This window comes from Botrimarina mediterranea, assembly GCF_007753265.1.
Classification (GTDB): Bacteria; Planctomycetota; Planctomycetia; order Pirellulales; family Lacipirellulaceae; genus Botrimarina; species Botrimarina mediterranea.
Genome location: NZ_CP036349.1, coordinates 4,919,457 through 4,943,349, shown reverse-complemented (window position 1 = coordinate 4,943,349; position 23,893 = coordinate 4,919,457). Strand labels below are relative to the sequence as shown.

The 23,893-nt window shown below is 65.7% G+C and carries 18 protein-coding genes; 10 read left to right on the top strand and 8 right to left on the bottom strand.

Annotated elements, in window-relative coordinates:
• The first annotated feature begins 12 nt into the window (after window positions 1–12).
• Window positions 13–972, top strand: coding sequence for a DUF1559 domain-containing protein (locus tag Spa11_RS19010; protein WP_145115360.1), 960 nt, complete (start codon window positions 13–15; stop codon window positions 970–972).
• A gap of 93 nt (window positions 973–1,065) precedes the next feature.
• Here Spa11_RS19010 and Spa11_RS19005 read toward each other — a convergent pair whose 3' ends face one another.
• The 4 genes from Spa11_RS19005 to uvrA form a co-directional block, all read right to left on the bottom strand.
• Window positions 1,066–1,476: a ComEA family DNA-binding protein gene (locus tag Spa11_RS19005; RefSeq protein ID WP_197529517.1), complete on the bottom strand. Its 411-nt coding sequence runs from the start codon at window positions 1,474–1,476 to the stop codon at window positions 1,066–1,068.
• A 191-nt stretch (window positions 1,477–1,667) separates the two neighbouring features.
• The gene (locus Spa11_RS19000; RefSeq protein WP_145115357.1) at window positions 1,668–2,579 is read right to left on the bottom strand and encodes a serine/threonine-protein kinase; all 912 of its coding nucleotides are present in this window, start codon (window positions 2,577–2,579) and stop codon (window positions 1,668–1,670) included.
• A 206-nt stretch (window positions 2,580–2,785) separates the two neighbouring features.
• Window positions 2,786–3,817, bottom strand: a complete 1,032-nt coding sequence (locus Spa11_RS18995) for a ThiF family adenylyltransferase (protein ID WP_145115352.1) — start codon at window positions 3,815–3,817, stop codon at window positions 2,786–2,788.
• A 105-nt stretch (window positions 3,818–3,922) separates the two neighbouring features.
• Window positions 3,923–7,081, bottom strand: a complete 3,159-nt coding sequence (gene uvrA / locus Spa11_RS18990; protein ID WP_145115348.1) for an excinuclease ABC subunit UvrA — start codon at window positions 7,079–7,081, stop codon at window positions 3,923–3,925.
• A 181-nt stretch (window positions 7,082–7,262) separates the two neighbouring features.
• Between uvrA and ligA the strand changes: the two genes are divergently transcribed.
• The 4 genes from ligA (at window position 7,263) to Spa11_RS18970 (ending at window position 13,998) form a co-directional block, all read left to right on the top strand.
• Window positions 7,263–9,575, top strand: coding sequence for an NAD-dependent DNA ligase LigA (gene ligA, locus Spa11_RS18985; RefSeq protein ID WP_145115344.1), 2,313 nt, complete (start codon window positions 7,263–7,265; stop codon window positions 9,573–9,575).
• 94 nt (window positions 9,576–9,669) lie between these two features.
• On the top strand, window positions 9,670–10,557 hold the full coding sequence (gene nadC / locus Spa11_RS18980; protein ID WP_145115339.1) for a carboxylating nicotinate-nucleotide diphosphorylase: 888 nt from the start codon (window positions 9,670–9,672) through the stop codon (window positions 10,555–10,557).
• 678 nt (window positions 10,558–11,235) lie between these two features.
• Complete coding sequence (locus tag Spa11_RS18975) at window positions 11,236–12,033, top strand: hypothetical protein (protein ID WP_145115335.1); 798 nt, start codon at window positions 11,236–11,238, stop codon at window positions 12,031–12,033.
• 807 nt (window positions 12,034–12,840) lie between these two features.
• On the top strand, window positions 12,841–13,998 hold the full coding sequence (locus tag Spa11_RS18970; protein WP_145115332.1) for an Lpg1974 family pore-forming outer membrane protein: 1,158 nt from the start codon (window positions 12,841–12,843) through the stop codon (window positions 13,996–13,998).
• Between the two features lie 192 nt (window positions 13,999–14,190).
• Here Spa11_RS18970 and rpsU read toward each other — a convergent pair whose 3' ends face one another.
• The gene (gene rpsU, locus Spa11_RS18965) at window positions 14,191–14,388 is read right to left on the bottom strand and encodes a 30S ribosomal protein S21 (protein ID WP_145115328.1); all 198 of its coding nucleotides are present in this window, start codon (window positions 14,386–14,388) and stop codon (window positions 14,191–14,193) included.
• Between the two features lie 372 nt (window positions 14,389–14,760).
• Here rpsU and Spa11_RS23090 point away from each other — a divergent pair, with 372 nt between their 5' ends.
• The gene (locus Spa11_RS23090) at window positions 14,761–14,928 is read left to right on the top strand and encodes a hypothetical protein (protein WP_197529516.1); all 168 of its coding nucleotides are present in this window, start codon (window positions 14,761–14,763) and stop codon (window positions 14,926–14,928) included.
• Between the two features lie 15 nt (window positions 14,929–14,943).
• Here the strand turns inward: Spa11_RS23090 and Spa11_RS18960 are convergent, their stop codons facing one another.
• Window positions 14,944–16,596 (bottom strand): ABC1 kinase family protein, encoded by a 1,653-nt coding sequence (locus tag Spa11_RS18960; protein WP_145115324.1) that lies wholly within the window; start codon window positions 16,594–16,596, stop codon window positions 14,944–14,946.
• 149 nt (window positions 16,597–16,745) lie between these two features.
• On the opposite strand from Spa11_RS18960, the gene Spa11_RS18955 reads away from it, so the two are divergent.
• The gene (locus Spa11_RS18955; RefSeq protein WP_145115320.1) at window positions 16,746–18,047 is read left to right on the top strand and encodes an outer membrane protein assembly factor BamB family protein; all 1,302 of its coding nucleotides are present in this window, start codon (window positions 16,746–16,748) and stop codon (window positions 18,045–18,047) included.
• Window positions 18,048–18,053: 6 nt separating this feature from the next.
• On the opposite strand, the gene Spa11_RS18950 is transcribed toward Spa11_RS18955, so the two are convergent.
• Window positions 18,054–19,733 carry a sensor histidine kinase gene (locus Spa11_RS18950; protein WP_145115317.1) on the bottom strand — a complete coding sequence of 560 codons (1,680 nt, stop codon included), beginning with the start codon at window positions 19,731–19,733 and terminating at the stop codon, window positions 18,054–18,056.
• 166 nt (window positions 19,734–19,899) lie between these two features.
• Window positions 19,900–20,517, bottom strand: a complete 618-nt coding sequence (lexA, locus tag Spa11_RS18945) for a transcriptional repressor LexA (RefSeq protein ID WP_145115312.1) — start codon at window positions 20,515–20,517, stop codon at window positions 19,900–19,902.
• A gap of 321 nt (window positions 20,518–20,838) precedes the next feature.
• Here lexA and Spa11_RS18940 point away from each other — a divergent pair, with 321 nt between their 5' ends.
• From Spa11_RS18940 to Spa11_RS18930, 3 genes are all read left to right on the top strand, one after another.
• Window positions 20,839–22,041 carry a S1C family serine protease gene (locus tag Spa11_RS18940; protein ID WP_145115308.1) on the top strand — a complete coding sequence of 401 codons (1,203 nt, stop codon included), beginning with the start codon at window positions 20,839–20,841 and terminating at the stop codon, window positions 22,039–22,041.
• Window positions 22,038–23,285 (top strand): S1C family serine protease, encoded by a 1,248-nt coding sequence (locus tag Spa11_RS18935; protein ID WP_145115304.1) that lies wholly within the window; start codon window positions 22,038–22,040, stop codon window positions 23,283–23,285. The genes Spa11_RS18940 and Spa11_RS18935 overlap by 4 nt, the downstream gene beginning before the upstream one ends.
• A gap of 155 nt (window positions 23,286–23,440) precedes the next feature.
• On the top strand, window positions 23,441–23,749 hold the full coding sequence (locus tag Spa11_RS18930; RefSeq protein WP_145115301.1) for a putative quinol monooxygenase: 309 nt from the start codon (window positions 23,441–23,443) through the stop codon (window positions 23,747–23,749).
• Window positions 23,750–23,893 lie beyond the last annotated feature (144 nt).

Below are 23,893 nucleotides of genomic sequence, written 5' to 3'. Positions count from 1 at the left end.
AGCGAGTTTGTCATGAAGTCCCGCCGCCCGTTTGGTTTTACGCTCGTCGAACTGCTGGTCGTGATCGCGATCATTGGCATTCTGGTCGCGCTGCTGCTGCCCGCGGTGCAAGCGGCACGTGAGGCCGCCCGCAAGACCGACTGCAAGAGCCGCTTGAAGAACCAAACCCTGGCGTTGCAGACGTACCACGACAGCCAGGGTGAGTTCCCGCCCGGCCGCGCCGGCTCGCCGCGTTTCCCAACGGGGACCGAGCAGCACTCGGTCTCATGGGCGTTCTACTTGACGCCCTACGTCGAGGAGCAAGCGTTGTGGGATGCGTGGGACCCAACGCTGCGTGTTGATGACGAGGCGAACGCTCTAGCGATGCGGACCCCGGTGAGCCTCTTCACTTGCCCGTCGCGTCGTGAGCCTGCCGCCGACCGCGACTTCGACAACAACGACCAGCCGGCGATCGTGCAAGAGGCGGGCGCCTCGGGCGACTACGCCGCTAACGCCGGTCTCAGCACCCGCAATGGTATGGAGGGGTACAACCTCCAGAAGTTCAACGCCGAGACCTTTGGCCCGATGTTCACCAACTCGGCGATCGCCGCGCGACGCGTGGTCGATGGTTTGTCGAAGACCTTCGGCATCGGCGAGAAGTTCCTGCCGCCGCCGATCCCCGACGCCGAACCCGGCACCGAAGACCAACGCCGCGGCGACACGGCGTTCTTCGCCGGCGACAACCGCCACGGCGCGGTGCGCCGCAGCACGGCCGGCTTCCCGAAGGACAAGGGCTACTTCGCCAGCGCCGAAGAAAGCCGCGACCTGCGTAACCGCGGCGCCTTCGGCAGCGAGCACGGCGGCATGTCGCACTTCGGCTACCTCGACGGCAGCGTCCACGTGATCCAGCACGACATCGAGCAGGACCTCTTCAACAGCATGGCCGCCGTGGGCGACGGCGGCGTGATCCCGGAGGGGACGTTCGAGGACTGACGCTGGCCTTTCTCCGGATAAAGAATGGGACGCGGACGAACGCGGATGTGAGGGATGGACGCAGATTAATATATAATCTGTTTGAATCCTTCTTCATCCGCGCGAATCCGCGTCCCCTTCTTTTTGCTGGATCTTACCCGCCACCTGCCCGTCGTCAGGCAGCGGCGCTAGGTATCGCCGCATCCCTTCGAGCCGGCGCGGACCGATGCCATCGACGCGGCGTAGGTCTTCGACGGTGCGGAACTCGCCACCGGCGGCGCGGGCTTCGACGATCCGTTTGGCAAGCGTCGGGCCGATGTCGGGCAGCTGCGCCAGCTCAGGCCACTCGGCTTCGTTCACGTTGACGAGGAACCGGTAATCGAGGGGCGCCGCCGAATCGATATCAACCAGCTCGCCCCGCATGCCGCCAGCGCGGACCCACCAGACGATCGCGCCCACGATCGCAATCGCCGTTAGCGACGCGATGACAGCCTGATCGGCGCGGCGGAGGAAGGCGTGGGACACCGCCTTAGGTTAACCACAGAGCCACTGAGGGCACAGAGAAAGGCACGGAGGAGAGCCCTAATGTCCAAGCCCCAATGACCAATGGCGTGTTGCCGTACGGGCTTGTACGGATTCCTAGCCCTTGGCCCACGAGCCCCTGACCCTTCACTGACATTGGTCATTGGGGCTTGGACATTGGTCATTCTTCCGCGTCAGCGCAAGCCGAAGCACTCAATCTCCAGCGGCGCCAGTTCATTAACCACCTCTTCCGGCGTCGCGGGGCGGCGGAGCGGGTCTTTCGCCATCAGGCGGTGGATGAGCGACGCGACGGGCTTGGGCGTGTGGGGCGCGACGCTGCGGATGCACTCGGGGCGCTGGCTTCGGTGCTGATGGATCAGGGCGGCGGGCGTGTCGCCGTCGTGCGGCGGGCGGCCGGCGATGAGCTCGTAGAGCGTGACGCCAAGGCTGTAGAGGTCGCTGCGGATATCAATCGTCATCGCCGAGGTGACGCGTTCGGGCGCCAGGTAACGCAGCGTGCCCACGACCGGGCGTTCTGCCCAGCTCTTCGAGTCACGTGGCGATTGGCAGAAACCCAAATCCAGGAGCGTCGTGTGCCCGTCAGGCCCGACCATCAGGTTCGCCGGTTTCACGTCGCCATGGATCATGCCGACCGTGCGCCAGATGGCGTCGAGCCCCTGGGCCGCTTGGCGGGCGATCCATAGCGCTACCGGCAGCGCCGGCTTCGCGCCTGATGCGAGCAATTCGGCCGCCGTCTTGCCTTCAAGCCGCGGCATCACCGTGTAGTAGGGCGGCGCCGTCAGCCCCGCCGAAAGCACCGCGGCGACGTGCGGGCTGTGGACGCGTTGGCCGACCCACGCCTCGCGGCGCTGCATCTCGATGGCGTTGGGTTCGTTCCACCACTCACGCTTGAGCGACTTTACCGCGTACGAGCCGGGCGAGTTCTCTGCCTCGGCGGGGCGGGCCAGATAAACGCGGGTCATCGACCCCTCGCCGAGGGTCCGCAGCAGTTGCCACGGCCCGAGTCGGCCTAACACCTTCCGCGGCGGCTGTTGCTTAAGCCCCAACCGTGGCGTCGCCACTGCGGCCTGTTCTGCCGTCGTCATAACGTCCACACGACTCGCGAAGAAAAGCGGCCGAGTCCCCCCCGGGATGCAGACCGTAGTGGTAAGGTCGGCAGGTGGGAGGAGGAAAGTTGATTGCGGATTAGGGAATGCGGATTGCGACTTGCTGACTGACGCTAGCAAGAGTCTGTAGCGCAGTGTCTGTGGGAGGCGTCTGGAGACGCCTCCCACAAGATCGCCTTCGCTTGTTAACCCCCCAAGCAGCGATTCCAAACGCTCCGCGCCTGCGCCTCGTCCTCCACGCCAGCGATGATCGCCCTGCCGTCGGCGAAGAGCGTCACCTCGTGGCCGTCGTAGTTGAGCCGCAAGAGGTAGGCGTTGCCCGTCACCGATCCTAGCGGCGCCAGCTTCGCGCGCATCGCAGCGAGGTCCACCGGGGGCGAACCCTCGGGCGGGCTGATCTGCACGGCGCCGCGACCGCAAAGGACAACCGCCCGGCTGCCGCGCCGGCCTTCGAGCCAGTCGAATTCTTGTTCGCCACAACAACGGCACGCCGGATCGCGCGGCACCGCAAGACGGCGCCAGCGGCCCGCCCACAGATCGACAACCGTAAGGCCCGTGGCAAGCGAGTCCTTCAGACCGGCGAGCAGCTTGATTCCTTCCATCGCTTGCAGGGATGCGACGACGCCCACGGCGGGGCCGAGAACGCCCGCCGAGTCGCACGTCTCTGCTTCGCCGGCGGCCGGGGGCTCGGCAATGAGGCACGCCAAGCACGCGGTCTCGCCGGGGACAATCGGCATGACGCGTCCCTCGGCGCCGATGACGCCGCCGTAGACCCACGGCACGCCCTCGCGCACGGAGTAGTCGTTCAGGAGCAGCCGCGTCTCGAAGTTGTCCGTGCCGTCAAGCACGAGGTCACAGCCCGCGGCAAGGTACGGCAGGTTCGCGGCCGTCACATCGGCGACGACCGGTTCGATATCGATGGTCGAGTTAACGACGCGGAGGTGATTCGCCGCCGCGATCGCCTTGGGCAATCCCGAGGCGACATCGTTCTCGTTGTAGAGAACCTGCCGCTGGAGGTTGGAGACTTCGAGAAAATCGCGATCGACGATCGTGAGTTTGCCAACGCCGGCGCGGGCGAGGGTGCCGGCGATCACCGATCCCAGCGCGCCGCAGCCGCAGATAAGGGCGTGACTCGACGCGAGCTTCGCTTGGCCCGCGTCCCCCAAGGGGGCGAAGCGGGTTTGTTTCGCGTAGCGGGTGAAGGGATCGGCGGGCATGGCGTGTTGTGGGTTCACTCCCGGCGCTGGCGCTTAGGGCTCCCGATCTAAGATTGGTTCAGCAACTCGTCGGTGGGAGCCCTAAGCGCCAGCGCCGGGAGTGCGCTACGATGGATCGTCCTCTTCTTCATCTGCTTCTTCCGCCTCCAACGCCGCCATCGCCGCGTCGCGACGCGCCAGCGCTGCCGCGAGCACACGTCCCGTCGCCGACTCGGCGCACTTCGCGACGGTTTCAGGAGTTCCCTGTGCGACGACGCAACCGCCCTCTGCCGCGGCGCCGGGGCCGAGATCGACGATCCAGTCGGCCGCCATCATCATCGGCACATTGTGCTCAATGACCACGAGCGAATGGCCCACGTCCACCAGCGCGTTGAAGCAATCGACGAGCTGCTCGACGTCGGAAAAATGCAAACCCGTTGTCGGCTCGTCGAGGAGGAACAACGTGCGGCCCGCTGTCTTCGTCGCTAGCCTGCCCGCTAGTTTAAGGCGCTGCGCTTCGCCTCCTGATAGCGTGCTCGCCGGCTGGCCGAGTTTGAGATAATCGAGGCCCACGTCCACGAGCGGCCGCAGCCGCTGCTGGACCTTCGTCTCGCCGCGGAAGAAGCGGATCGCCTCGTGGACGGTCATCTCTAGCACTTCGGAGATGTCTCGATCGCGGTAGTGCACTTCGAGCACCTCGTCGCGGAACCGGCGGCCCTCGCACTCGTGGCAACGCATCGTCACGTCGGCGAGGAACTGCATATCGACTTCGACGTAGCCGGCGCCCTGGCACGCCTCGCAGCGGCCGCCATCGACATTGAAGCTGAAGTGGCTCGCCGTGTAGCCGCGGGCCTTGGCGTCGGGCAGTTCGGCGAACAACGCCCGGATCGGGTCCATCGCCTTCACGTAGGTTACCGGATTGGACCGCGGCGATCGGCTGATCGGCGACTGATCGACGAACACCACGTCGTCGAGCTGCTTCCAACCTAAGAGGTCGGTGTAAGGCAGCGGCTGGTCGGCCTCGTGCTTTGCCTCGGTGATGTTGGCGCCGTCGTGTAAACGCGATTCGAGGGCCGGAAACAACGTGCGACGTACGAGGCTGCTCTTGCCGGCGCCGCTGACGCCGGTGACGACGGTCAGCACGCCGAGCGGGAACTCGACGTCGAGGCCAGCGCCCCTCGCGCCAACGAGATTGGATCCCGACGCGCCGAGAAGCGTCAGTTTGCCTTGCTCGGGTGGCCGGCGATTCTCGGCGGTGCGATAGACCATCCGCCGCCCCGAGAGCCAATCGCCCGTGCGGCTCTGCTTCTCGTCAGCGAGTCTATCGGGCGGTCCGTGGAAGACGATCTCGCCCCCTTCGATGCCGGCAAGCGGCCCGAACTCGACGGCATGGTCCGCTGCGCGGATCGCTTCTTCTTCATGCTCGACGACCAGCACCGTGTTGCCGCGGTCCCGCAGCCGTTTCAGCGCGCTGACTAGCGGCGCCACATCAACTGGATGCAGCCCGGTCGAGGGTTCGTCGAGCACGTAGAGCATATCGACGAGGTTGGAACCGAGCGTCGTCGTCATCGCGACACGCTGCGCTTCGCCCGTACTGAGCGTCCGCAGCGTGCGGTCGAGCGTCAGGTAGCCGACGCCGACTTCTTCGAGGTAACGCAACCGTGAAGTGACGTCGATGAGGACAGCGCGAGCGATTTCGGCTTGCGACGCGGTGAGCGCCGTCGTATCCCCATTCCCTTTGGAGAAAGGCCCGTTCTTAGATGAAACGGGGGGAGGGGGTACGCGTTCATCATGAGTGGACTCTGATTGTGACTTCTCCGCGTTGACGCGAGATGGGCTAGATAACGCTCCCTCCGCTGGAGACTTCAGATCCTCCCCTAGCCCCTCCCTAAAAGGGAGGGGGACAAGTTGGTCAAACCACGCCGTTGCTTCGCGCACCTCGAGCCGGCAGATGTCGGCAAAGTTTTTCCCTCCAACCCTCACCGCGAGGGCCTCGGACTTCAGCCGGTCGCCCCCGCACTCGGGACACGGCAGGTACGATCGCCAACGGCTGAGGAACACCCGCAGGTGCATCTTGTACTTGCGGCGTTCGAGCCACTGGATGAAACCGTTGAGCCCGCCGAAGTTACGCTCGGGGACGCCCTCGACAATCATGCGGATGACTTCGGGGGGCAGCGTCGAATAGGGGGCATCAACATCGATGCCATAATCGGGCGCGAGCGTAATCAACTCTTCGAGTTCATGTGCATAAGCCGGTGTCCGCCACGGCGCGACGGCGCCTTGGCGGAGCGAGAGCGATTTGTCAGGGACCACGAGGTCCATGTCCGTCTCGACGACGCTGCCAAAACCCTCGCAGGCGGGGCACGCGCCGAGGGGGCTGTTGAAGTTGAACAGTGGCGGTTCGGGCGGCGCGAATTCGCGGGCGCAGCCGTTGCAGCGGAGACGGGTGTCGAAGGAGAGGCTAGAGGCTAGAGGCTGGAGGCTAGAGGACGTAGGCGAGCCGGCGACGTTAGTCGTCGGAGTGATCACGACACACGCTCCATCCCCGCCAGCAATCGCCGTCTCGATCGATTCCGCCAAACGATCCGCGTCAACGCGTCCGCCAACAAAGCGATCGACGACAACCGTCAGCTTCTCGGGAATTGATTCGCTGTGCGCAAGGTCGGCGAGCGACACCACCTCGTCGCCCACCAGTGCGCGGACGTAGCCCGCTTCGACGAGGTCGGCGACGCGCGCGGCGGGTTGGTCATCGAGCTTTGCCTCGAAGCCGAGCATCGCCTTCTGGCCCTCGGCGAGGCCGCCGAGCGCGTCGACGATCGAATCGACCGTGTCTCGACGAACGACCTGCTTGCAATCCGGGCAGACGATCTCGCCGATGCGGGCGAAGAGGACCCGCAAGTGGTCGGCCACCTCGGTCGCCGTCGCGACCGTCGCTCGGTTCGAGCGCGAGCCGCTGGAGCGAGTCACCGCGATCGCCGGCGGCAGGCCGTCGATCCGTTCGCAGTCGGGCTTGTCGAGCTGTTCGAGGAACTGCCGCGTGTACGCGCTGAAGCTCTCGATGTAGCGGCGCTGACCCTCGGCGTAGAGGGTGTCGATCGCCATCGAGGTCTTGCCGCTCCCCGAGGCGCCGCAGAAGACGATCAGGGCGTTCCGCGGGAGGTCGAGATCGACGTCCTTCAGGTTGTGCGTGCGGGCGCCCTGGACGCGGATCACGGCGTTGTCCACGTCGAGGGGGGCAGCCGCTTCGGCAGTTTCGGGGGCGCCGGATTCTGGAGAGACGGGCATAGCGGGCGTGGCTGTCCTCGGGGGAGTCCCGTACGATACCCCGCAGCCAAGCGGCCCGCCACCGCCGCTGTTTTTTAGCCGCAGATGGACGCGGATAAACGCGGATGCGGTTTGGCGGGGCAGGTTCGAAGCGCTTACAAACATCTGCGTCTATCCGCGTTCATCTGCGGCTTAAAAAGAAGTGGAAGAGATTCAACGCCTCCGGCAGATCATTCGTGAGCACGATCGGCGTTATTACGTCGAGGCGGCGCCGAGCATTTCGGACCGTGAGTACGACGCGTTGCTGGAGCGACTGCGCGCACTGGAAGCAGAGCATCCAGAGCTGCTCACGGCTGACAGCCCGACGCAGCGTGTTGGCGGCGATCCGATCGCTGGCTTCAAAACGGTCGCCCACGCGCGGCGGATGTACTCGATCGATAACTCGTATGATGAGGAAGAGCTGACGCGTTGGGCGCAGCGCTGCTTCGAGGCGCTCGACCCGGAGCTTCAACAGATCAATGAGCGGCTGAAGGAACTCGACGAACGCGACGCCGATCTCAAAGGCAAACGCGACGCGGAGTCGAAGCAGAGCCGTGAGGCGCTAGCGAGCGACCGGACAGCGCTGCAACAACAGCGAGCCGACCGCCTCGCCGCGGCGGCGGCCGAGGGCTATCCGTTGCCGGGCGGCTACGTCGCCGAACCCAAGGTCGACGGCGTGGCGGCGAGCTTGCGCTACGAACGCGGCGTGCTCGTGCAGGGCCTTACGCGTGGCGATGGCTATCGCGGTGACGACATCACGCACAACTTGCGGACACTACGCAGCGTGCCGCTGGTGCTCGAAGGCGACGCGCCCGAAGTTCTTGAAGTGCGTGGCGAGGTCTACATGCCGCGTGAGGAGTTCGACCGCATCAACCGCGAGCTCGCCGCGGAAGACAAGGAGCTGTTCGTCAATCCACGCAACGCCACGGCGGGGACGCTTAAGCAACTCGACCCCAAGAACGTCGAACGCCGTGGCCTGCGGTTCGTGCTGCACGGTTACGGTGAGCTGTCGGAAGACGTAAACATCGCTTCGCACGTCGAACTGGTTGCCGCCGCGCAGAAGCTCGGGTTGATCACGAGCCCGCTGTCGAAGCAATTCGGCACAATCAAAGAGGTCGTCGGCTATGTCGATTGGTTCGAGAAGGAGAAGGACCTCCTACCGTACAACGTCGATGGCGTTGTCGTCACGGTGAATCAATTCGCACTGCAAGAGCGGCTCGGCTACACGAGCAAGTTCCCACGATGGCGCCTCGCTTACAAATACGCCACCGAGCAAGCGGCCACCGAGCTGCTGGAGATCGAGTGGCAGATGGGCAAGACCGGCAAGCTCACACCGCGGGCGAAGATGACGCCGGTCTTCGTCGCCGGCACGACGGTGCAGCACGCGACGCTACACAACGTCGGCGAGCTGCGGCGCAAGGACGTCCGGATTGGCGACACCGTGATCATCGAAAAGGCGGGGGAGATTATCCCGCAAGTGGTGCGTGTGCTCGACCCAGAGCGCGCGGATCGCAACGAGCCGGTTGAGTTGCCGACGAGCTGCCCGATCTGCGGCCACACCTTGGAGATGGAGTACGACCAGCGGCGGCAAAACGACATCGCCCAGTGGGCCAAACGCGTCGAGCGCGAGAAGCAACTCGCCGCAAAAGAGGATCGCGAGCCGGAGACGATCGCCGAGCCGCCGCCGCTATCAGAGCTTGACGAATCGGGCCGCTACTGCCCCAACGCCGAGTGCCCGGGGCAGCTCAAAGAACGCCTCATCCACTTCGCCGGTCGCGGGCAGATGGACATTGAGGGGCTCGGCGAGAAGGTCGTTGAGCAACTCCTCGACGCCGGCCTCGTCCACACCTACGGCGACCTCTTTCGATTGCACACGAAGCGTGACGAGCTGCTGGCGCTCGAACGCATGGGCGCCAAGAAGGTCGATAACCTGCTCGCCGGCATCGAAGCGGCGAAGGACCGCGGCTTGACGCGCGTCCTGGCGGCGTTGGCGATCCGCCACGTCGGTTCGAGCGGTTCACGCATCCTTGCGGAGTACTACGGATCGATCGACGCGCTGACGGCGGCGAGCGTCGCGGAAATCGAGAACTTCAAGATCAACGGCGCCGAGTCGGGCATCGGACCCGAGATCGCCAAATCGCTTCACGACTACCTGCACAGCGAGTCGGGCCAAGCCATCATCGAGGACCTGCGCAACGAAGGCGTCAAACTTAGCGAGGACGCTAAGCCGCAAGCGGCTGGCAGCGGCCCGCTGTTAGGTAAGACTCTCGTGGTAACAGGAACTCTCCAACGCCACAGCCGCAACGAAGCCCACGACCTCATCGCCAAAGCCGGCGGCAAAGCGGCCAGCAGCATCAGCGGCTCGACCGACTACTTGGTCGCCGGCGAGAAAGCGGGCAGTAAACTCGACAAAGCCGCGAAGCTCGGCGTGAAGGTTGTGACGGAAGAAGAGTTCGAGCAACTCCTTGGGTTATAAGGGGAACCACAGATGAACACGGATAAACACCGATGAGAATGTAGGAGGTGTTTATCCGTGTTCATCTGTGGTTCTTTCTCCTTGAGGCGAAGAGATGGCTGCGAAGTTTCGAACCGTTGAATGGGACGTCAGCCTTGTTCGCGATTGCCGCGAGCTGGTCCGGATGGCGTTGCGCGAAGACCTGGGCGACGCGGGGGACATCACGAGTCTCGCGGTGGTCGGCGCCGAACGGCGGGGCGAAGCGGCGATCGTGTCGCGAGAGGCGGGCGTTGCAGCCGGCGTGCGGCTGCCGGCGCTAGTGCTTGAAGAAGCGGGCGCCGACGCGTCGTGGTTTCCCGCGGCCGATGATGGCGACGCGCTGGAGCGCGGAACGGTCGTCGGCAAGCTCGAAGGCAGCGCCCGTGACTTGCTGCGGTGCGAGCGCGTGACGCTCAACTTGATGAGTCGATTGTGCGGCGTCGCGACGCTGACTCGGCGGCACGTCGATGCGGTCGGCGTGTCGGCGGCGAAGGTCTATGACACGCGCAAGACCATGCCGGGCTGGCGGCTGTTGGACAAGTTTGCCGTGCACTGCGGCGGCGGCGTGAACCACCGCACGGGGCTCTACGACGCGGTGATGATCAAGGACAACCACCTCGCACTAGCCGACGAGGCCGGTATGACCCCTGCCGACGCGGTCGGTCGGGCGCGGGATAAGCAGCCGGGGCGGGTGATCGAGGTCGAGGTCGATTCGCTGGAGCAGTTACGCAACGTGCTGCCGGCCGGGCCCGACGTGGTGCTGCTCGACAACATGTCGCTAGACCAACTGCGTGAGGCGGTCGCCATCCGCGCGGCGGAGGCGCCGGGCGTTGTGCTTGAGGCCTCCGGCGGGGTGCGGCTCGACACGATCGGCGCCATCGCTGCAACCGGCGTCGATCGGATCAGCGTCGGGGCGCTAACCCATTCGGCGGTGGGGCTGGACTTAGGGCTGGATTGGCGATGATCTGTCACTCGAATCCGTCAAATCTGCCAGGAATGCGGCTGGCCGCCTAAATAGTCCGCCCTTCACGGAAACGGGCGTGAAAAGTCGTTGACACGGCCTTCCGGACGTCTATTCTGAACTGGCTGGCGTTGTGTTTTGCACAGCGTCTGTGACCCGTTTTCACCCTAAGCTGGGAGTCGTCCTCGTGAGTGTCAATCCGGCGGCGGCGGAGCGATCCGTCGTGCGGCCTCTGGCATTCTGTGGATGGCGAACAGCCCTTCTTGCCCGTCTCTAACGGGCTCTTGGGTCGAAGCCTTCCAGTTATCTCGTGCGACATCGATCGCGCGGATTCAGCTAGCCAGACCGGCCCCGCGACCGTTCGACTCGGCCGCGATAACCCGCTCGCGATGCGCGCTGTGGCAAGCCCGAAGGGGGTTGCGATGCGCTCGACGCGAAGCGGCTGAGACCTCTCGCCTCCGTGGCGCCAGCGTCTCCTCCCGCCGGACTCTTCTGCAGCCAGGCCTTCTGCCGGCAACCCACCCGCGGCTTTGGGGAATGCCCCTTGTCCGTTCTCCGGTGAACCGCCCGCGCTACGCAGAACGACGCTCACCAACGCCCCTCCGAGAAGATTTCGCTCCGTTGAAACCCACCCGCCCGACGCTGGCTGAGCCGGCACGGGCCAACTTGAGGCGCCCACCGATGAAACCCTTCCTACTATTACCCGGCCTGCTCGCCCTCGTGGCGATCACCGCGCCGGCTGCTGCCCAGACGACGATCAACTTCAGCAGCCTGGAGACGGTCCTCGCTAACCCGATGGGTATGAACGACAAGATGACTGCGCTGTGGACCGGCTGGGCCACACAGGTCTACGAGTACAACATGCCGTTTATCGAGTTGAAGAACGACTCCAATGCCCCGTTTGCGGTAGAGACGTTCCGCATGTCGATCGGTGATGAGAACTACGGTTTCTCGAACGTCTTTTTCCGGAAGGAAGAGACTAACTCCTATCCGTTCACGGCCAACGGCGAGTACGCGCTGACGGGCTTTTCAACGCCGGACATCGAGTTCGCCACAGGGATCGAAGACGGCGGTGACACGCTGCTCGTGGACTTCAGCGCCCGCGGCGGCCTGCAACCGGGCGAGGTGGTGCGATTCCAGGTCGATATCGATCGCGACACCGATGTCGGTGGCATGAAGTTGTTCGCTGATTACCCCTCGGTCTTCTTTACGCCCAACGGCGGCGCCGACACGACCGGCAACTCGGTGATCAAGATGAGCTACGTGGGAACCAGTCAGACTACCTCGACGACGCTCCCGAATTATTCGATGTCGGACGCGACGACTGGGTTTCTAACGACGCCGCGTCCCTATTCGGTGATGCAGCCGATCGACGTCTTTCCGGACGTGCCGGTGGGCTTCCCCGAGATCCCCGAACCGACCGCCGGCATGCTGGCGGCGTTGGCGACCGCGACGGTTGTCGCTCGCCGCAAGGCCTAGCCCGTCCGATTCGCTTTCAGTTGTCGTGCCGTGGCTTGGGCGCCTCTAGCACGACGACCCCCTGGGGCTGCCGTTCAAAGGACGGAGCGATTGCCCCGAGCGACCTTCGAAGCCCTCTCCCATTCGCTTGGGGAGAGGGCTTCTTTCGTTTCCGGAGGGGGATCAGCAACGAGGGAGACTTCTATACACCTTCAGAGGGGCTGAGGAGTCGTCTTCCGGCAAGGCAGCCCGGCGTGGTCATGGACATGCGTTTACAGCCACGGAGAGGGCCAGTAGACGCCCCTTGGCGCCCTCCTCGGGGTTTTGTCGGCTGGGGCGTTAGACGCCGTAGGCGGCCTGCTAGGGGCCTTCCTGGCGATGCCACCCATGAGGGGGGGGGCGGCGCGGTTGGTCTCGCCGACCCAACCCACTCAAGGCCCACAGCCGTAGAACGTCTGAGCGTTAGCCCTCGGAGTTGCCCCTAGAGCGAGCCTCACTCCGGGGCCTCGCGTCACGGATCGGGCGAAACCGCGGGGTGGACGCGTCCTCTCGACTCGTTACGCATGACGCTTGCTTGCTCCACCCGTGGCGGGTCCGGTTGGGCCGATTGTTCCAGCACGAGCGATTGCGCCGGTAAATCTCGAAATGCACGCAAGACGCGTTGCGCCGATTCCGATTCTTGGGAAGGAGTTGGCGATCCTGCGGGCTCGGGCCCTAGTGGGGACGTTGTGTAACGTCCCTCAATGCGGCCGCCCTGGCTTGATGAAGGCCAGCGGCGCCGCCAGCCGAGACGTCGCCAAACGACAAAACACCCGGGGGGGATAACCGATGACGATTCTCATGCGCGGAGCGTGCGCGCTCCTGCTAGCCGCCGGCTTCGTGGGCGGAGTTTCGGCACAGTCGATCGACAAGGGCGCCGTAGCCGCCAAGTTCGATAGCGACATGGCGTTGGCCAACGCGGTGCAGCAGGCCAGCTGCGATTGCGGCCCGATCGGCGACGAATGCGGGACGTGCGACCTGGGCTATTGCGGCAGTGGCGTTGGCGGCGGTGGTCAGGTCTTCGTGGGGGCCGAGTGGCTCAGTGTGCGGGGCACGTTTTCCGAAGCAACCGCCTATCGGGAGTACAGCCTGGCGAACGACCTGGAGACGTTTCACCAGTTCGACATGGACTACGGCAGCTCTTACCGCGTGTTTGGTGGCTATCGCCTCTGCAATTGCGGTGGCGAGGTTCGCTTCACCTACACCAACTTCAATAGCGACGGCGGATTCACGTCGCCCCCAAACCCGAATGACAATACCGATACGATCTACTACGCGCCGTATGAGCTCGCCCTCGGCGACGGCGACGTAGTGTACGGACGGGCCAAGGTGAACGTCGACAACTACGACATTGGCTTCTCCAAGACGATTCCGCTGGGATGCCCGCTGCAAAGCGGCTGCGGCGACTGCGGCGACTGCTGCGACCCTTGTTGCCAGCCGTGTGCGGCGTGGGACATTACCTGGAGCGGCGGCGTCCGTTTCGCCAGTGTCGATAGCTCGCTCGCTTACGGCACGACCCGCGCTTCGACCAGCAACGTTCCCAACCGGTTCGCGGAGAGCACCGTCAACTTCGACGGCGCCGGCCTCCGCTTCGGCCTGACGGGTCGTCGCTACTTCGGCCGCACCGGCGTGCTCAGCGCCTACCTCCGTGGCGACATCTCGCTGCTGTTAGGCGATGTCGAGCATGGCGTGTCGGGCACGACTTTCACCGACACGTCGATCACGACCACCGAGGTCATTCCGGTAACGGAGATCGAGGCGGGCCTCACGGGCTATGTCACACAGAACCTGTCGGTGTCTGCCGGATACTTGCTGTCGGCTTGGCACGACCTGGGGCATCGTACGGAGTACAACTACTCGGTGAGCCCGAGCCAGGTTTACTCGATGGATGACGCGAACATGATGATGTTCGACGGCTTCTTCATCCGGGCGACGGCCGCGTTCTGACATGACGACCGTCCCGCAAAGGGACGGGGGCGACACAGGCGGTACCTGCCATTCATCCCAAACGAAAGGCCCGCGTCGGGAGCATCCCGACGCGGGCCGCGTTTGTTTCATTGGGCGACTGGCGGAGGCCTATTCGGCTCTCGCTGTCAGCTTCGGCGCCGGGCGTTCTGCGCCTGGCGGCGGGTCGCAGGATCAACCGCGGGGCGCGGTGCGCTCACGCTTGTTGCGGCGCTGGGCGCGGATCTTGGCGCGGCGCTTGGTCGCGCTGGGCTTCTCGTAGAACTCGCGGATCCGCATTTCCTTCTTGATGCCGCTCCGCTCCACCAACTTGCGGAACCGCCGCACGGCTTCTTGAGCCGTCTCTTTGTCGCGAAGGGTCAGCTTAACCACGTTTGTCGCTCGCTCCGGTGACGCTTGGCGGAAGGGCTTCTGGCCGCCCGCCGGGGGATGGGGTTCTACGGCCGAGCCGTGGCGGCTTCGGCAGACCCGGAAGAATAACGCCTTCTCGTCCGGGACGCCACCCGGTTTCTGGAGCTTTTGCCGGTGGGGTGGTCTCTGCCGAAGGTCGCTGCTGGCCTTACTGGCGGCGGAATAGCCCGCCTATTCCCCCCGTTTCCAGCGGCCGGCACGACCGGCTTCCTCGGGGGGAAGACTCATCCCCCTGGGCCCCACAGGGGCTGCGGGCCTGGCCGTCCGGCGGTCGATTCTCTTCCCTGCGACGCCGCCGGAGAGCCGTCGCGAAGCTTTCCGCGCCGGCTTCTGATGTCGCAGCCTCCCAGCCCCGCGAATGGCCCCACGCCCGCCGAACGGCTGGCGGCCATCGATGAGCGTCAGCAGCGGTTGCTGTCGGAACTCGACTCGCTGAATCAGCGCGTCGAGGCGGCGATTACGCTGTTCAGCGGGGCTCCGCAGGCTTCCGCCTGCGGCTGAGTCCATCGGCCGTGGTCAGTGCGAATCGAGCCAGCCCGATTTGCTGATCGCCCGCAGCAATCGCAGTCCTAGCAGGCCGCTGAACACGAAGGCGATCGCTCCCGGGGCCGAGACGCCGTAGATCGGCCACACCTCGGTGCGCACCATCAGGGCGCCAGCGAGGATCAGCGAGCTGGTCAGCAGGCCGAGCACGAGGCGGTTCACCGAGGGCTCGAGGCCACGGTGCTCGAGGTGCACCTCGAAGCGACCCGACTGGAACTGGGTTAGCAGGTCGCGAACGCGGCGGGGCATCTCTTCGGCGAGCTGCTCGACCTCGCCGTACAGCCGCCGGATTTTCTTCGCCTGTCGCATCGGGTTGAGCCGGCGGAGGATCATCCGCCGTTGCATCGGCCCGAGCAGCTCGACGAGCGAGAAATGCGGTGAGAGTCGCTTGGCGGTCCCTTCGAGCATCACCAACAGCTTCAGCAGCATCGCCAGCTGCGGCGTCAGCGAGACGCCGTGCCGCCGCACCAAGCGGAAGAGCTCGGTCAGCGCGCCGGCGAGGTCGAAGCGATCGACGTCCATCTGGCCGTAGTGATCGACGAAGTCGGCGATGTCGGCGGAGAAGGCGTCCTCGTCGAGCGTCGTGGGGCAGACGCCGATCCGCAGCAGCACGGCGGTCAGCTCGGGCGGGTCGTCGGCGACGATCGCGATGAGCATGTCCTCGAGGTCTTCGCGAAGGGCGTCGCTGATCCGTCCGACCATGCCGAAGTCGAGCAGCCCGATCACGCCACCGGGCAGGATCAGCAGGTTCCCCGGGTGGGGGTCGGCGTGGTAGAGGCCGTGATCGAAGATCATTTCGAGGAAGACCTCGGCGCCGTGGCGGGCCACCTCGCTGAGGTCGGTGTTGGCTAGCGACGCGAAGTTGGGGTCCGAAAGCTTCGCGCCGTCGAGCCACTGCAACGTGAGCACCTGCCCCGAAGACAGCTCGGCGTGCGGCTGCGGGATGAGGACGCGCGGGTCGCCGGCGAACGCCTCACGGAACTGCTCGATGCGGCGCAGCTCGTCGCGGAAGTCGAGCTCACGCCGCACCGTGCGGCTGAACTCAATGGCCGTCGCGCGCGGGCGGTAGGGCGCGAACTCGGGCAGCTTCTCGGCGAGGTCCGCCAGACCGATGAGGATGTCGGTGTCGACACGCAGCAAGTGCTCGACGCCGGCGCGGCGCACCTTGACGGCGACCTCGCGTCCGTCGAAGAGCCGCGCGCGGTGGACCTGGCCGATCGACGCCGACGCGATGGGGACGTCGTCGAACGTCGCGAAGCACTCCTCGACCGGCTTGCCGAGCGCCATGGCGATCGAGCGGCGCACCACCTCGGGCGGGTCGGCGGGGGCGGCGGTCTGGAGCTTGGCGAGTTCGTCCGCTAGTTCGACGCCGACCATGTCGGGCCGAGTGGCGAGCACTTGGCCGAACTTGATGAACGCGGGGCCGAGCTCTTCGAGCGCGCGGCGGACGCGTTCTTCGCGACGCACCGTCGGCTTGCCGGCGCCGCCCCTGCCGCGCAGCCGCTTGGTGAACGGCAGGTCGAACCGGCTAAACCAGTCGGCGAGCCCGTGCTTGCTGAGGATCGCGAAGATATCGCGCCACCGGTTGGCGTTGCGGTAGATCTGCGGGATCGACGTGAGCTTCATTACGCCTGAGGGTGGTGCGTTGGCCAGATTTGCCGCGAAAATGGCCACCGAATCGATTAAAATACTCATGTTAACTCTAGGTCCCCCCGGGGCGGCGCGTAATTGCGCAATTCGCGTCCCGCCGTTGACGCTTCCCTCAGGTTCATTCGATGCGGTTTTGTCGGACACTCACGCTGCTGCTTGTCGCCGTCTTGCCGGCGCTGGATGAAACGGCGTGGGCCGACTGGCCGCACTGGCGGGGGCCGAAGACCAACGGCGTCGCCGACGTGAAAGGCCTGCCGACGACGTGGTCGCCCGACGAGCACGTCCGCTGGCGGACGCCGCTGCCGGGGCCGGCGGGTTCGACGCCGATCCTCGTCGGCGACATGCTGTACCTGACGACGCCCGACGGCACGGAGTTGCTGCTCATGGCGCTGGACGCCAAGACCGGCGACGAGCTATGGCGCCGCACCGTGACGACGGGCGAAGCTTCGTTCCGCGGCGACGAGGGGAACCTCGCCTCGCCGTCGCCCGCGACCGACGGCAAGCTCGTCGTCACCGCGATGGGAGATGGCGTGCTTGCCTGCTACACGACGGAGGGCGAGCCCGTCTGGCGTCTGTCGCTGAGCGAACGCCTGACGCCGCTCGACATCCAGTTCGGCTACGCCTCGTCGCCGATCGTGCATGAGGGCAAGGTCCTCGTGCAGTGGCTCCACGGCGACGGCGACGCCGAGACCGAGGAGGCCCGCGTAGCGGCGTTCGACTTGGCGACGGGCGAGACGCTGTGGTCCGTCAAGCGATTGACCGGCGCGAAGCTCGAGTGCGAGCACTCGTACGCGTCGCCGATCCTCGCCGGCGCAGGGAACGACGCCGTGTTCGTCACCCACGGCGGCGACGCGACCGTCGCTTACGACCCGCAAACCGGGGCCGAGCGTTGGCGGCAGATGGGCTTCAACCCGCCGGGCACGTACCACGCTACGCTACGCTTCGTCGCGTCGCCCGCTTGGGGCGAGGGCCCCGACGGAGGAGAAGGAATCGTGGTGATTCCAACCGCCAAGCAGAGCGCCGTCGCGGCGGTGAAGCTCGGCGGCGAAGGGGACCTCACCGGGACCGAGAACGAGGCGTGGCGGCTCGACAAAGGGACGCCCGACGTCCCCTCGCCGATCGTCGCCGATGGCTTGGTCTATCTGTGCGGCGAGAACGGCAACCTCACCTGCTTCGACGCGGCGACCGGCAAGCGGATCTACCGCGAGCGCACGGTCAGCGACCGTTACCGCGCGTCGCCGCTGCTGGCCGATGGCAAGCTCTACCTTACCAGCCGTCGCGGCATCGTGACGGTTGCTCGCGCCGGCCGCGACTTCGAGCAACTCGCCCAAAACGAACTGGGCGAAGAGATGTCCGCGTCCCCCGTGCCGGGCGACGGCGTGCTCTACCTACGGACGTTCGAGGCGCTGTACGCGATCGGCGAGTGAGCAGCATCACGCCGCCGGCAATGTCACGGTAAACACCGCGCCGCCTTCGGCCCGATTCGCCACCGCGACGTCGCCGCCGAACGATTGCGTCAGGTGCTTGACGATCGACAGGCCCAGGCCCGTGCCGCCGCGGTCGCGCGAGCGGGCTTCGTCGACGCGGTAGAAGCGCTCGAAGACGCGGGCCTGCTTCTCTTCGGGGATGCCGCCGCCCGTGTCGGCGACCTCGATGCGGACCATCGGCGACCCGTTGACCGTCATCGGCGCCCAGCTCACCGTCACCGCGCCGCCATCGGGCGAGTACTTCACCGCGTTGTCAACGAGGTTGCTGAGGATCACCCGGAAGCCGTTGCGGTCGGCGCGGACGAGGACCTTGTCGATCCCCAGCGGCGGCACGGCTCGCAGGTCGATCTGTTTCATCTCGGCGCGGTCCTTGAAGTCGTGCAGGCACGACTCGACCGCCTTCTCGAGGTTGACTTTGGCGATGTCGAACGGCTGCTGCGCCGACTCGATGCGGGCGAGCGTCAGCATGTCCTGGATCAGCGCCTCGAGCCGCTCGGACTGCACGCCGATCCCTTCGATGAAACGCATGCGGTTCTCTTTGTCGTCCACGGCGCCGAGGAGCAGCGTCTCGGCGTTGGCCTTGATCGTGCTCAGCGGCGTCTTGAGCTCGTGCGAAACGTTCGCGACAAAGTCGCGACGCAGGTTCTCGAGCCGGCGCAGGTCGGTCGTGTCGTGGAGCACGATGACGGCGCCGGCGGGCTCGCCGATGAGCGGCGTCACTTGCACGGAGAGGACGCGGTCGTCCCACTCGACTTCGAGACGCTGCGGCGCGCGCGACGCGATCGCCGACTTCACCGCCAGGTGGAGAGGATGGCTGCGGACCACTTCCAAAAGGGGCCGGTTCACGACCTGGTGCGGATCAAAGTCGAACAGTCGGCCGGCGGCGTCGTTGGCGAACAGGACACGCTGGCGGTCATCGACCGCGACGACCCCCTCGATCATGCCGCCGAGCACCGTCGCCTGGCGGCGGTCGCTCTCCTGGAGCTGCGAGAGCCGCTGGCCGAGCTCTTCGCTCATCTTGTTGAACGAACCGGCCAACGCGCCAAGCTCGTCACGGTTGGTGACGAACGCCCGTTGCCGATAGGCCCCCGACGCCATTGCGATCGCCGCTTTGTGGAGCGCTTGCACCGGCGAAACGAGGTGCGCGATGACGGCGTAACCGGCGCCGAGCGTCACCAAGACGATGAACGGAAAAAAGAACGCGTAACGCGTCGCGAGACGGGCCAGCACTTCGCCGAGGCGATCGTCCGGGCGTTCGACGATCAATTCGCCGATCGGCTTCGTCACGGGGCCGAGATTGACGCGCTCTTGGATGCGGTCGCTCCGCCCGGTGGAAGTCTTGCCGATCGCCAGCTGCTTCTCGTCGGAGAGGCGAACCCGAATGGCTGCGCCGACTTTGGCGGCCTGTGACCGTACGGCCTCTTCGGTTTCGGGTGACGGATTCTCCGCCCACGCTGTTGCGGCGGGGGTGAGAAACGCGGCCATCGTGGCGACCTCGCGCTCGACGAGTTGCCGAGCGCCCTCACGCTGCCAGCCCCAGGTGGCCGCCACTAGCGCAGCGCCCGTCAGCAGGTTCACCAGGGTGAACCCGAGGAAGAGTTTCCAGAACAGGCGGCTCCGCAGCATGGGGCCATCATGCCGATGCGGCGCGGGCTGTCGAGCGGGGGCCGCAAGAAATTAACGCTGGTGAGGGAGCTCTCGCTGAGGCGTTGGGGGGAGGCGCTGCCGCCGCGGGCGGAAACCAGCGGCGGCGCAACGAACGATTCGCCAACTTCTCTCTCCTCTCCGCAACTCACAACCGCCGGACGACGCCCGTCACCACGCCCTGCACTTGGGCGTTGCGGCAGTAGATGGGCTTCATGCTGCTGTTGGCGGGTTGCAGGCGGATGCGATTGGCCTCGGGGTACCAGTACTTGAGCGTGGCTTCCCCTTCGTCGGTGATCGCCACGACGATGTCGCCCTTGTTGGCCGTCCGGGCCTTGCGGCAGATGACGAGGTCGCCGTCGGCGATCTGGGCCTCAATCATCGAGTCGCCCTTCACTCGCAGGGCGAAGTGGCTCTTCTTAGCAGGGAACCAGTCCTCGAACTGGAACCGCTCGGCGACCTCGATGGCTTCGGTCAGATTGCCGGCCGCGATCGAGCCCACCAGCGGGACGCCGGTTTGCGTCTGGGCCTCGGGCGAGAGCTGGATTGCACGGGAGCGGTTCGCCTCACGGGTGATGAGGCCCTTCTTCTCAAGCGCCTTGAGGTGACACATCACGCCGTTGGGCGAAGCAATGTCGAAGGACTCGCCGATTTCGCGGACCGTCGGGCCGTAACCACGACTCTCGATCTTGTCGCGGATGAAGTCGAGCACCTCCCGTTGGCGAGCGGTGAGCGAGTTGAGCGAGACAACGGGAGAGTCGGACACGGGGACCTCAGGCTTTTTCGGGAACCGCCAAGTCGCCAAGGGCGCAACGGATCGCCAAGTTTTGACAGGAATTACCGGATCAATCGGGCGCCATACGGCGTAGATTCCTGGTGATCCGGTCCGAATGATCTTCCTGGCGTTATCTTGGCGTCCTTAACGTCGGGTGGCTCAATTGGGCGGTTCAATTGGGAGCGGTTAGCTATAATTCGGCGTCGGCGCTGCGTTTGACTTTGCTGCGTTTGACTTTGGCTGTCTTTGTCGGAAGCAAGCCGGCGCTGCCTTCATCTATTCTGCTAAACACCTGTTTACTGTCAAGTGCGGATGTACAGTAATCTCCTAGCCCGTGGTCGTGTCGCCGGCGCGCGGGGTGGGCTTTTGGCGGTAATTCTGCCTTGGATGCTTGCGTTTGGGGGCGTCATCGGCGCCGCCGAGCCGGTTGCCACCAAGCCCCCCCTGGCCAAGACCGTCGCCAGCAAAGCCGCGGCGGAACCGCTGTCGGCCCCGCTCGCCATCCCCACGGAGCTCGCCGAGTCGCTCCGCCCCGGGCCGCCCAAGACCGTCAAACAGCTCCGGATGTTGCAGGACCAAGTCCGCCGGGTGGTCGCCCTCGGCCGGCCGGTGACGGTGGCGATCGAGATGAACGATTCGGTCGGTTCGGGCGTCATCATCTCCGCCGACGGGCTGGTGCTCACCGCGGGACACGTCAGCATCGAACCCAACCGTGAGGTGTCGGTCCGCTTCCCCGACGGCCACCGTGTGAAAGGCCGCTCGCTAGGCGTGAACCACGAACTCGATTGCGGGATGGTGCGGATCAGCGTCCCGCCGCCGTCGCCCGACGATGACTCTTCCGACTCGGCGGTGACCGGCTCGCTCCCCGCTTGGCCCTTCCTGCCGATCGCCACCGAAGCCCCCAAACCGGGCGACTGGGTCGTCGTCCTCGGGCAGCCCAATGGCTTCGTCGAAGGCCGCAACCCGCCGGTCCGCCTGGGACGCGTGCTGTCGATCGACGACCAGATGATTAACACCGACGCCACCCTGGTGGGCGGCGACTCGGGGGGACCGCTGTTCAATCTCCGCGGCGAGGTGGTCGGGATCCACAGCAAGATCGGCGAGCAGATCACCAGTAACTACCACGTCCCCGTCACCGCTTTCCGCCGCGAGTGGCAACGACTCAACGACGGCCGGATGACGGGCGTCCCCGATGGCGAAGACCCCGACGATTGGCGACCCTTCGCCGGACTCACGTTGCGTGAAGTGAACGGCGCACTGGTGGTGACCCAGGTCTTCCCCCGCCGCTCCGCCGCCGAAGCGGGGTTGTTGTCCGGAGACATTCTGCTCGAGATCGATGGCAAGCAACCGGAGAGCCTGGCGGAAGTCGATCGCACGATCCGCAACAGCGAGCCGTATACTCGGGTGCCGGTCGTGATCGATCGGCAAGGGACCAAGATCGAGCTGACGCTATGGCTCGGCCGGGCGACGACCGACTTCCCCGGCGCCCGACTCGACAATGAGGACCGCCGATGACGAACGGACGATTCGATCACCGCTGGCTAACGCTGGTGCTTCTGGCCATCGGCGCGACGCTCCAGGCCCCGGCGCTCCACGCCCAGACTCCCTTGGCCGAGGCGCCCGCGACCGAGCCCCCAACGGCGGAAGCGGCGCCCGCGGAGGCGCCAGAGCAAGACGTCGTTAGCGAGTCGATCCAGTCGCTGTTCAACAGCCTCTGGGTGCCGCAGTCGCGTTACACCAATGGGCCCCACCTGCGCGCCGTGTTCCGCCCGGTGGTCGCCGAGGTCCGCGAAGCGACCGTCGAGGTGCGGGTCGGCAAGCGGCGGATCGCTTACGGCGGGATCGTCGGACCCGACGGCTGGGTCGTCACCAAGGCGAGCCTCATCCAGGGCGAGGTCCAATGCCGTCTGCGTGACGGTCGCGAGTTCGACGCGGCGATCGTTGGCGTCGATATCGCTACCGATCTGGCGATGCTCAAGCTTGACGCCAAGAACCTGCCCACGCTCAACCTCGGGAGTCAGCCGACCGTCGAGAAGACCCAGACGGTCGCGATCAGGCCCGCGACCCCAGCGTCGGTTGCGGCTCAGCCGGCGTCTTCGACGGAAAACAGCGGCGACCTCCAGGCGGGCGACTGGCTGGCGACAGTGGGGCTGAGCCGCGACCCGATCGCGGTGGGCGTTGTCAGCGTCCTCCCGCGTGAGATCGACAAGAGTCCCGGCTTCCTTGGCGTGCAGATCGATCTCAACTATGTCCCGACGGAAGACGGCGTCATCGGCGTGCGGATCGAGACCGTTACCGATGGTGGCGGGGCGCAGCAGGCGGGAATCCAACCGGGCGACTTCATCACCGCCGTGGGTCGGACGCCAACGACCTCGCCGCAAGGCCTCAAGGAAGCGATCGGCGATCGCAACCCGGGCGACCGCGTCGAACTCACCGTTCAGCGCGGCGACGAGAGGCTCGAGATCGTCGCGACCCTCCACGGTTGGGCGCCCAACCCCGCCGAGCAACGGGCCCACTACCAGAATCATCTCGGCGGCGATCTCAGCGAACGCCGCTTCGGTTTCCCAACCGCACTGCAGCACGACACGGTGCTCTCGCCAAATGAATGCGGTGGCCCGGTGGTGGACCTCGACGGGCGCGTGGTCGCCTTCAACATCGCCCGTGCGGGGCGCACGGAGAGCTACGCTCTGCCCGTGTCGTTGGTGCGGTCGCGGCTCTTGGACCTGATGTCGGGCCGTCTGGCGCCCGTCGGTCTGTAACCGCCAAGACGCGCCAAACGCGTCAGGGATCGCCACGGCGGTTCTTTTTTGACAGGATTACCAGGATCGAGAACTTTCAGGGTTCATCCCGTCGATCCTGTTCATCCCGTCAAGAGCGTTTGCGTCTTCGGGTTACCAAGCAGTCGAGAGAATTCATGATCCACGTCATCGCCACGCTCAAAGTCGATCCCGCCCGGCGTGAGGATTTCCTCGCCGCGTTCGCCGAGCTGACGCCGCTGGTGCTCGCCGAGGACGGCTGCCTCGAGTACGGCGCCGCGATCGATACGCCGACGTCGATCCCCGTGCAGGCGCCGGCGGGAGACGACGCGGTCGTTGTCGTGGAAAAGTGGGAAAGCGTCGCCGCCCTGGAGGCCCACCTCGCCGCCCCGCACATGGACGCGTTCCGTCAGCAGACCGCGGACATGACGCGCGGCGTGACGCTGCTGGCGCTGGAGCCCGCCTGAGGGCGAAGTCCCAATGACCAAGCCCCAGTGACCGATGAAGTGCTGCCGCACGGACGTCGGCTTCTTGTCTGATCTCTGACGACAGATAGGTTGCCCCCTGGCAAGCGGATTGGTCGTTGGGGGTTGGTCATTGGGGCTTGGCCG

Coding starts and splice junctions, on each gene's coding strand:
- Spa11_RS18930 (WP_145115301.1), top strand. CDS start 23,441: ATGATCCACGTCATCGCCACGCTCAAAGTCGATCCCGCCCGGCGTGAG.
- Spa11_RS18955 (WP_145115320.1), top strand. CDS start 16,746: ATGCGGTTTTGTCGGACACTCACGCTGCTGCTTGTCGCCGTCTTGCCG.
- Spa11_RS19010 (WP_145115360.1), top strand. CDS start 13: ATGAAGTCCCGCCGCCCGTTTGGTTTTACGCTCGTCGAACTGCTGGTC.
- Spa11_RS18935 (WP_145115304.1), top strand. CDS start 22,038: ATGACGAACGGACGATTCGATCACCGCTGGCTAACGCTGGTGCTTCTG.
- nadC (WP_145115339.1), top strand. CDS start 9,670: ATGGCTGCGAAGTTTCGAACCGTTGAATGGGACGTCAGCCTTGTTCGC.
- Spa11_RS18940 (WP_145115308.1), top strand. CDS start 20,839: ATGTACAGTAATCTCCTAGCCCGTGGTCGTGTCGCCGGCGCGCGGGGT.
- Spa11_RS18960 (WP_145115324.1), bottom strand. CDS start 16,596: ATGAAGCTCACGTCGATCCCGCAGATCTACCGCAACGCCAACCGGTGG.
- Spa11_RS18995 (WP_145115352.1), bottom strand. CDS start 3,817: ATGCCCGCCGATCCCTTCACCCGCTACGCGAAACAAACCCGCTTCGCC.
- Spa11_RS18970 (WP_145115332.1), top strand. CDS start 12,841: ATGACGATTCTCATGCGCGGAGCGTGCGCGCTCCTGCTAGCCGCCGGC.
- Spa11_RS19000 (WP_145115357.1), bottom strand. CDS start 2,579: ATGACGACGGCAGAACAGGCCGCAGTGGCGACGCCACGGTTGGGGCTT.
- Spa11_RS23090 (WP_197529516.1), top strand. CDS start 14,761: ATGTCGCAGCCTCCCAGCCCCGCGAATGGCCCCACGCCCGCCGAACGG.
- Spa11_RS18950 (WP_145115317.1), bottom strand. CDS start 19,733: ATGCTGCGGAGCCGCCTGTTCTGGAAACTCTTCCTCGGGTTCACCCTG.
- uvrA (WP_145115348.1), bottom strand. CDS start 7,081: ATGCCCGTCTCTCCAGAATCCGGCGCCCCCGAAACTGCCGAAGCGGCT.
- Spa11_RS18975 (WP_145115335.1), top strand. CDS start 11,236: ATGAAACCCTTCCTACTATTACCCGGCCTGCTCGCCCTCGTGGCGATC.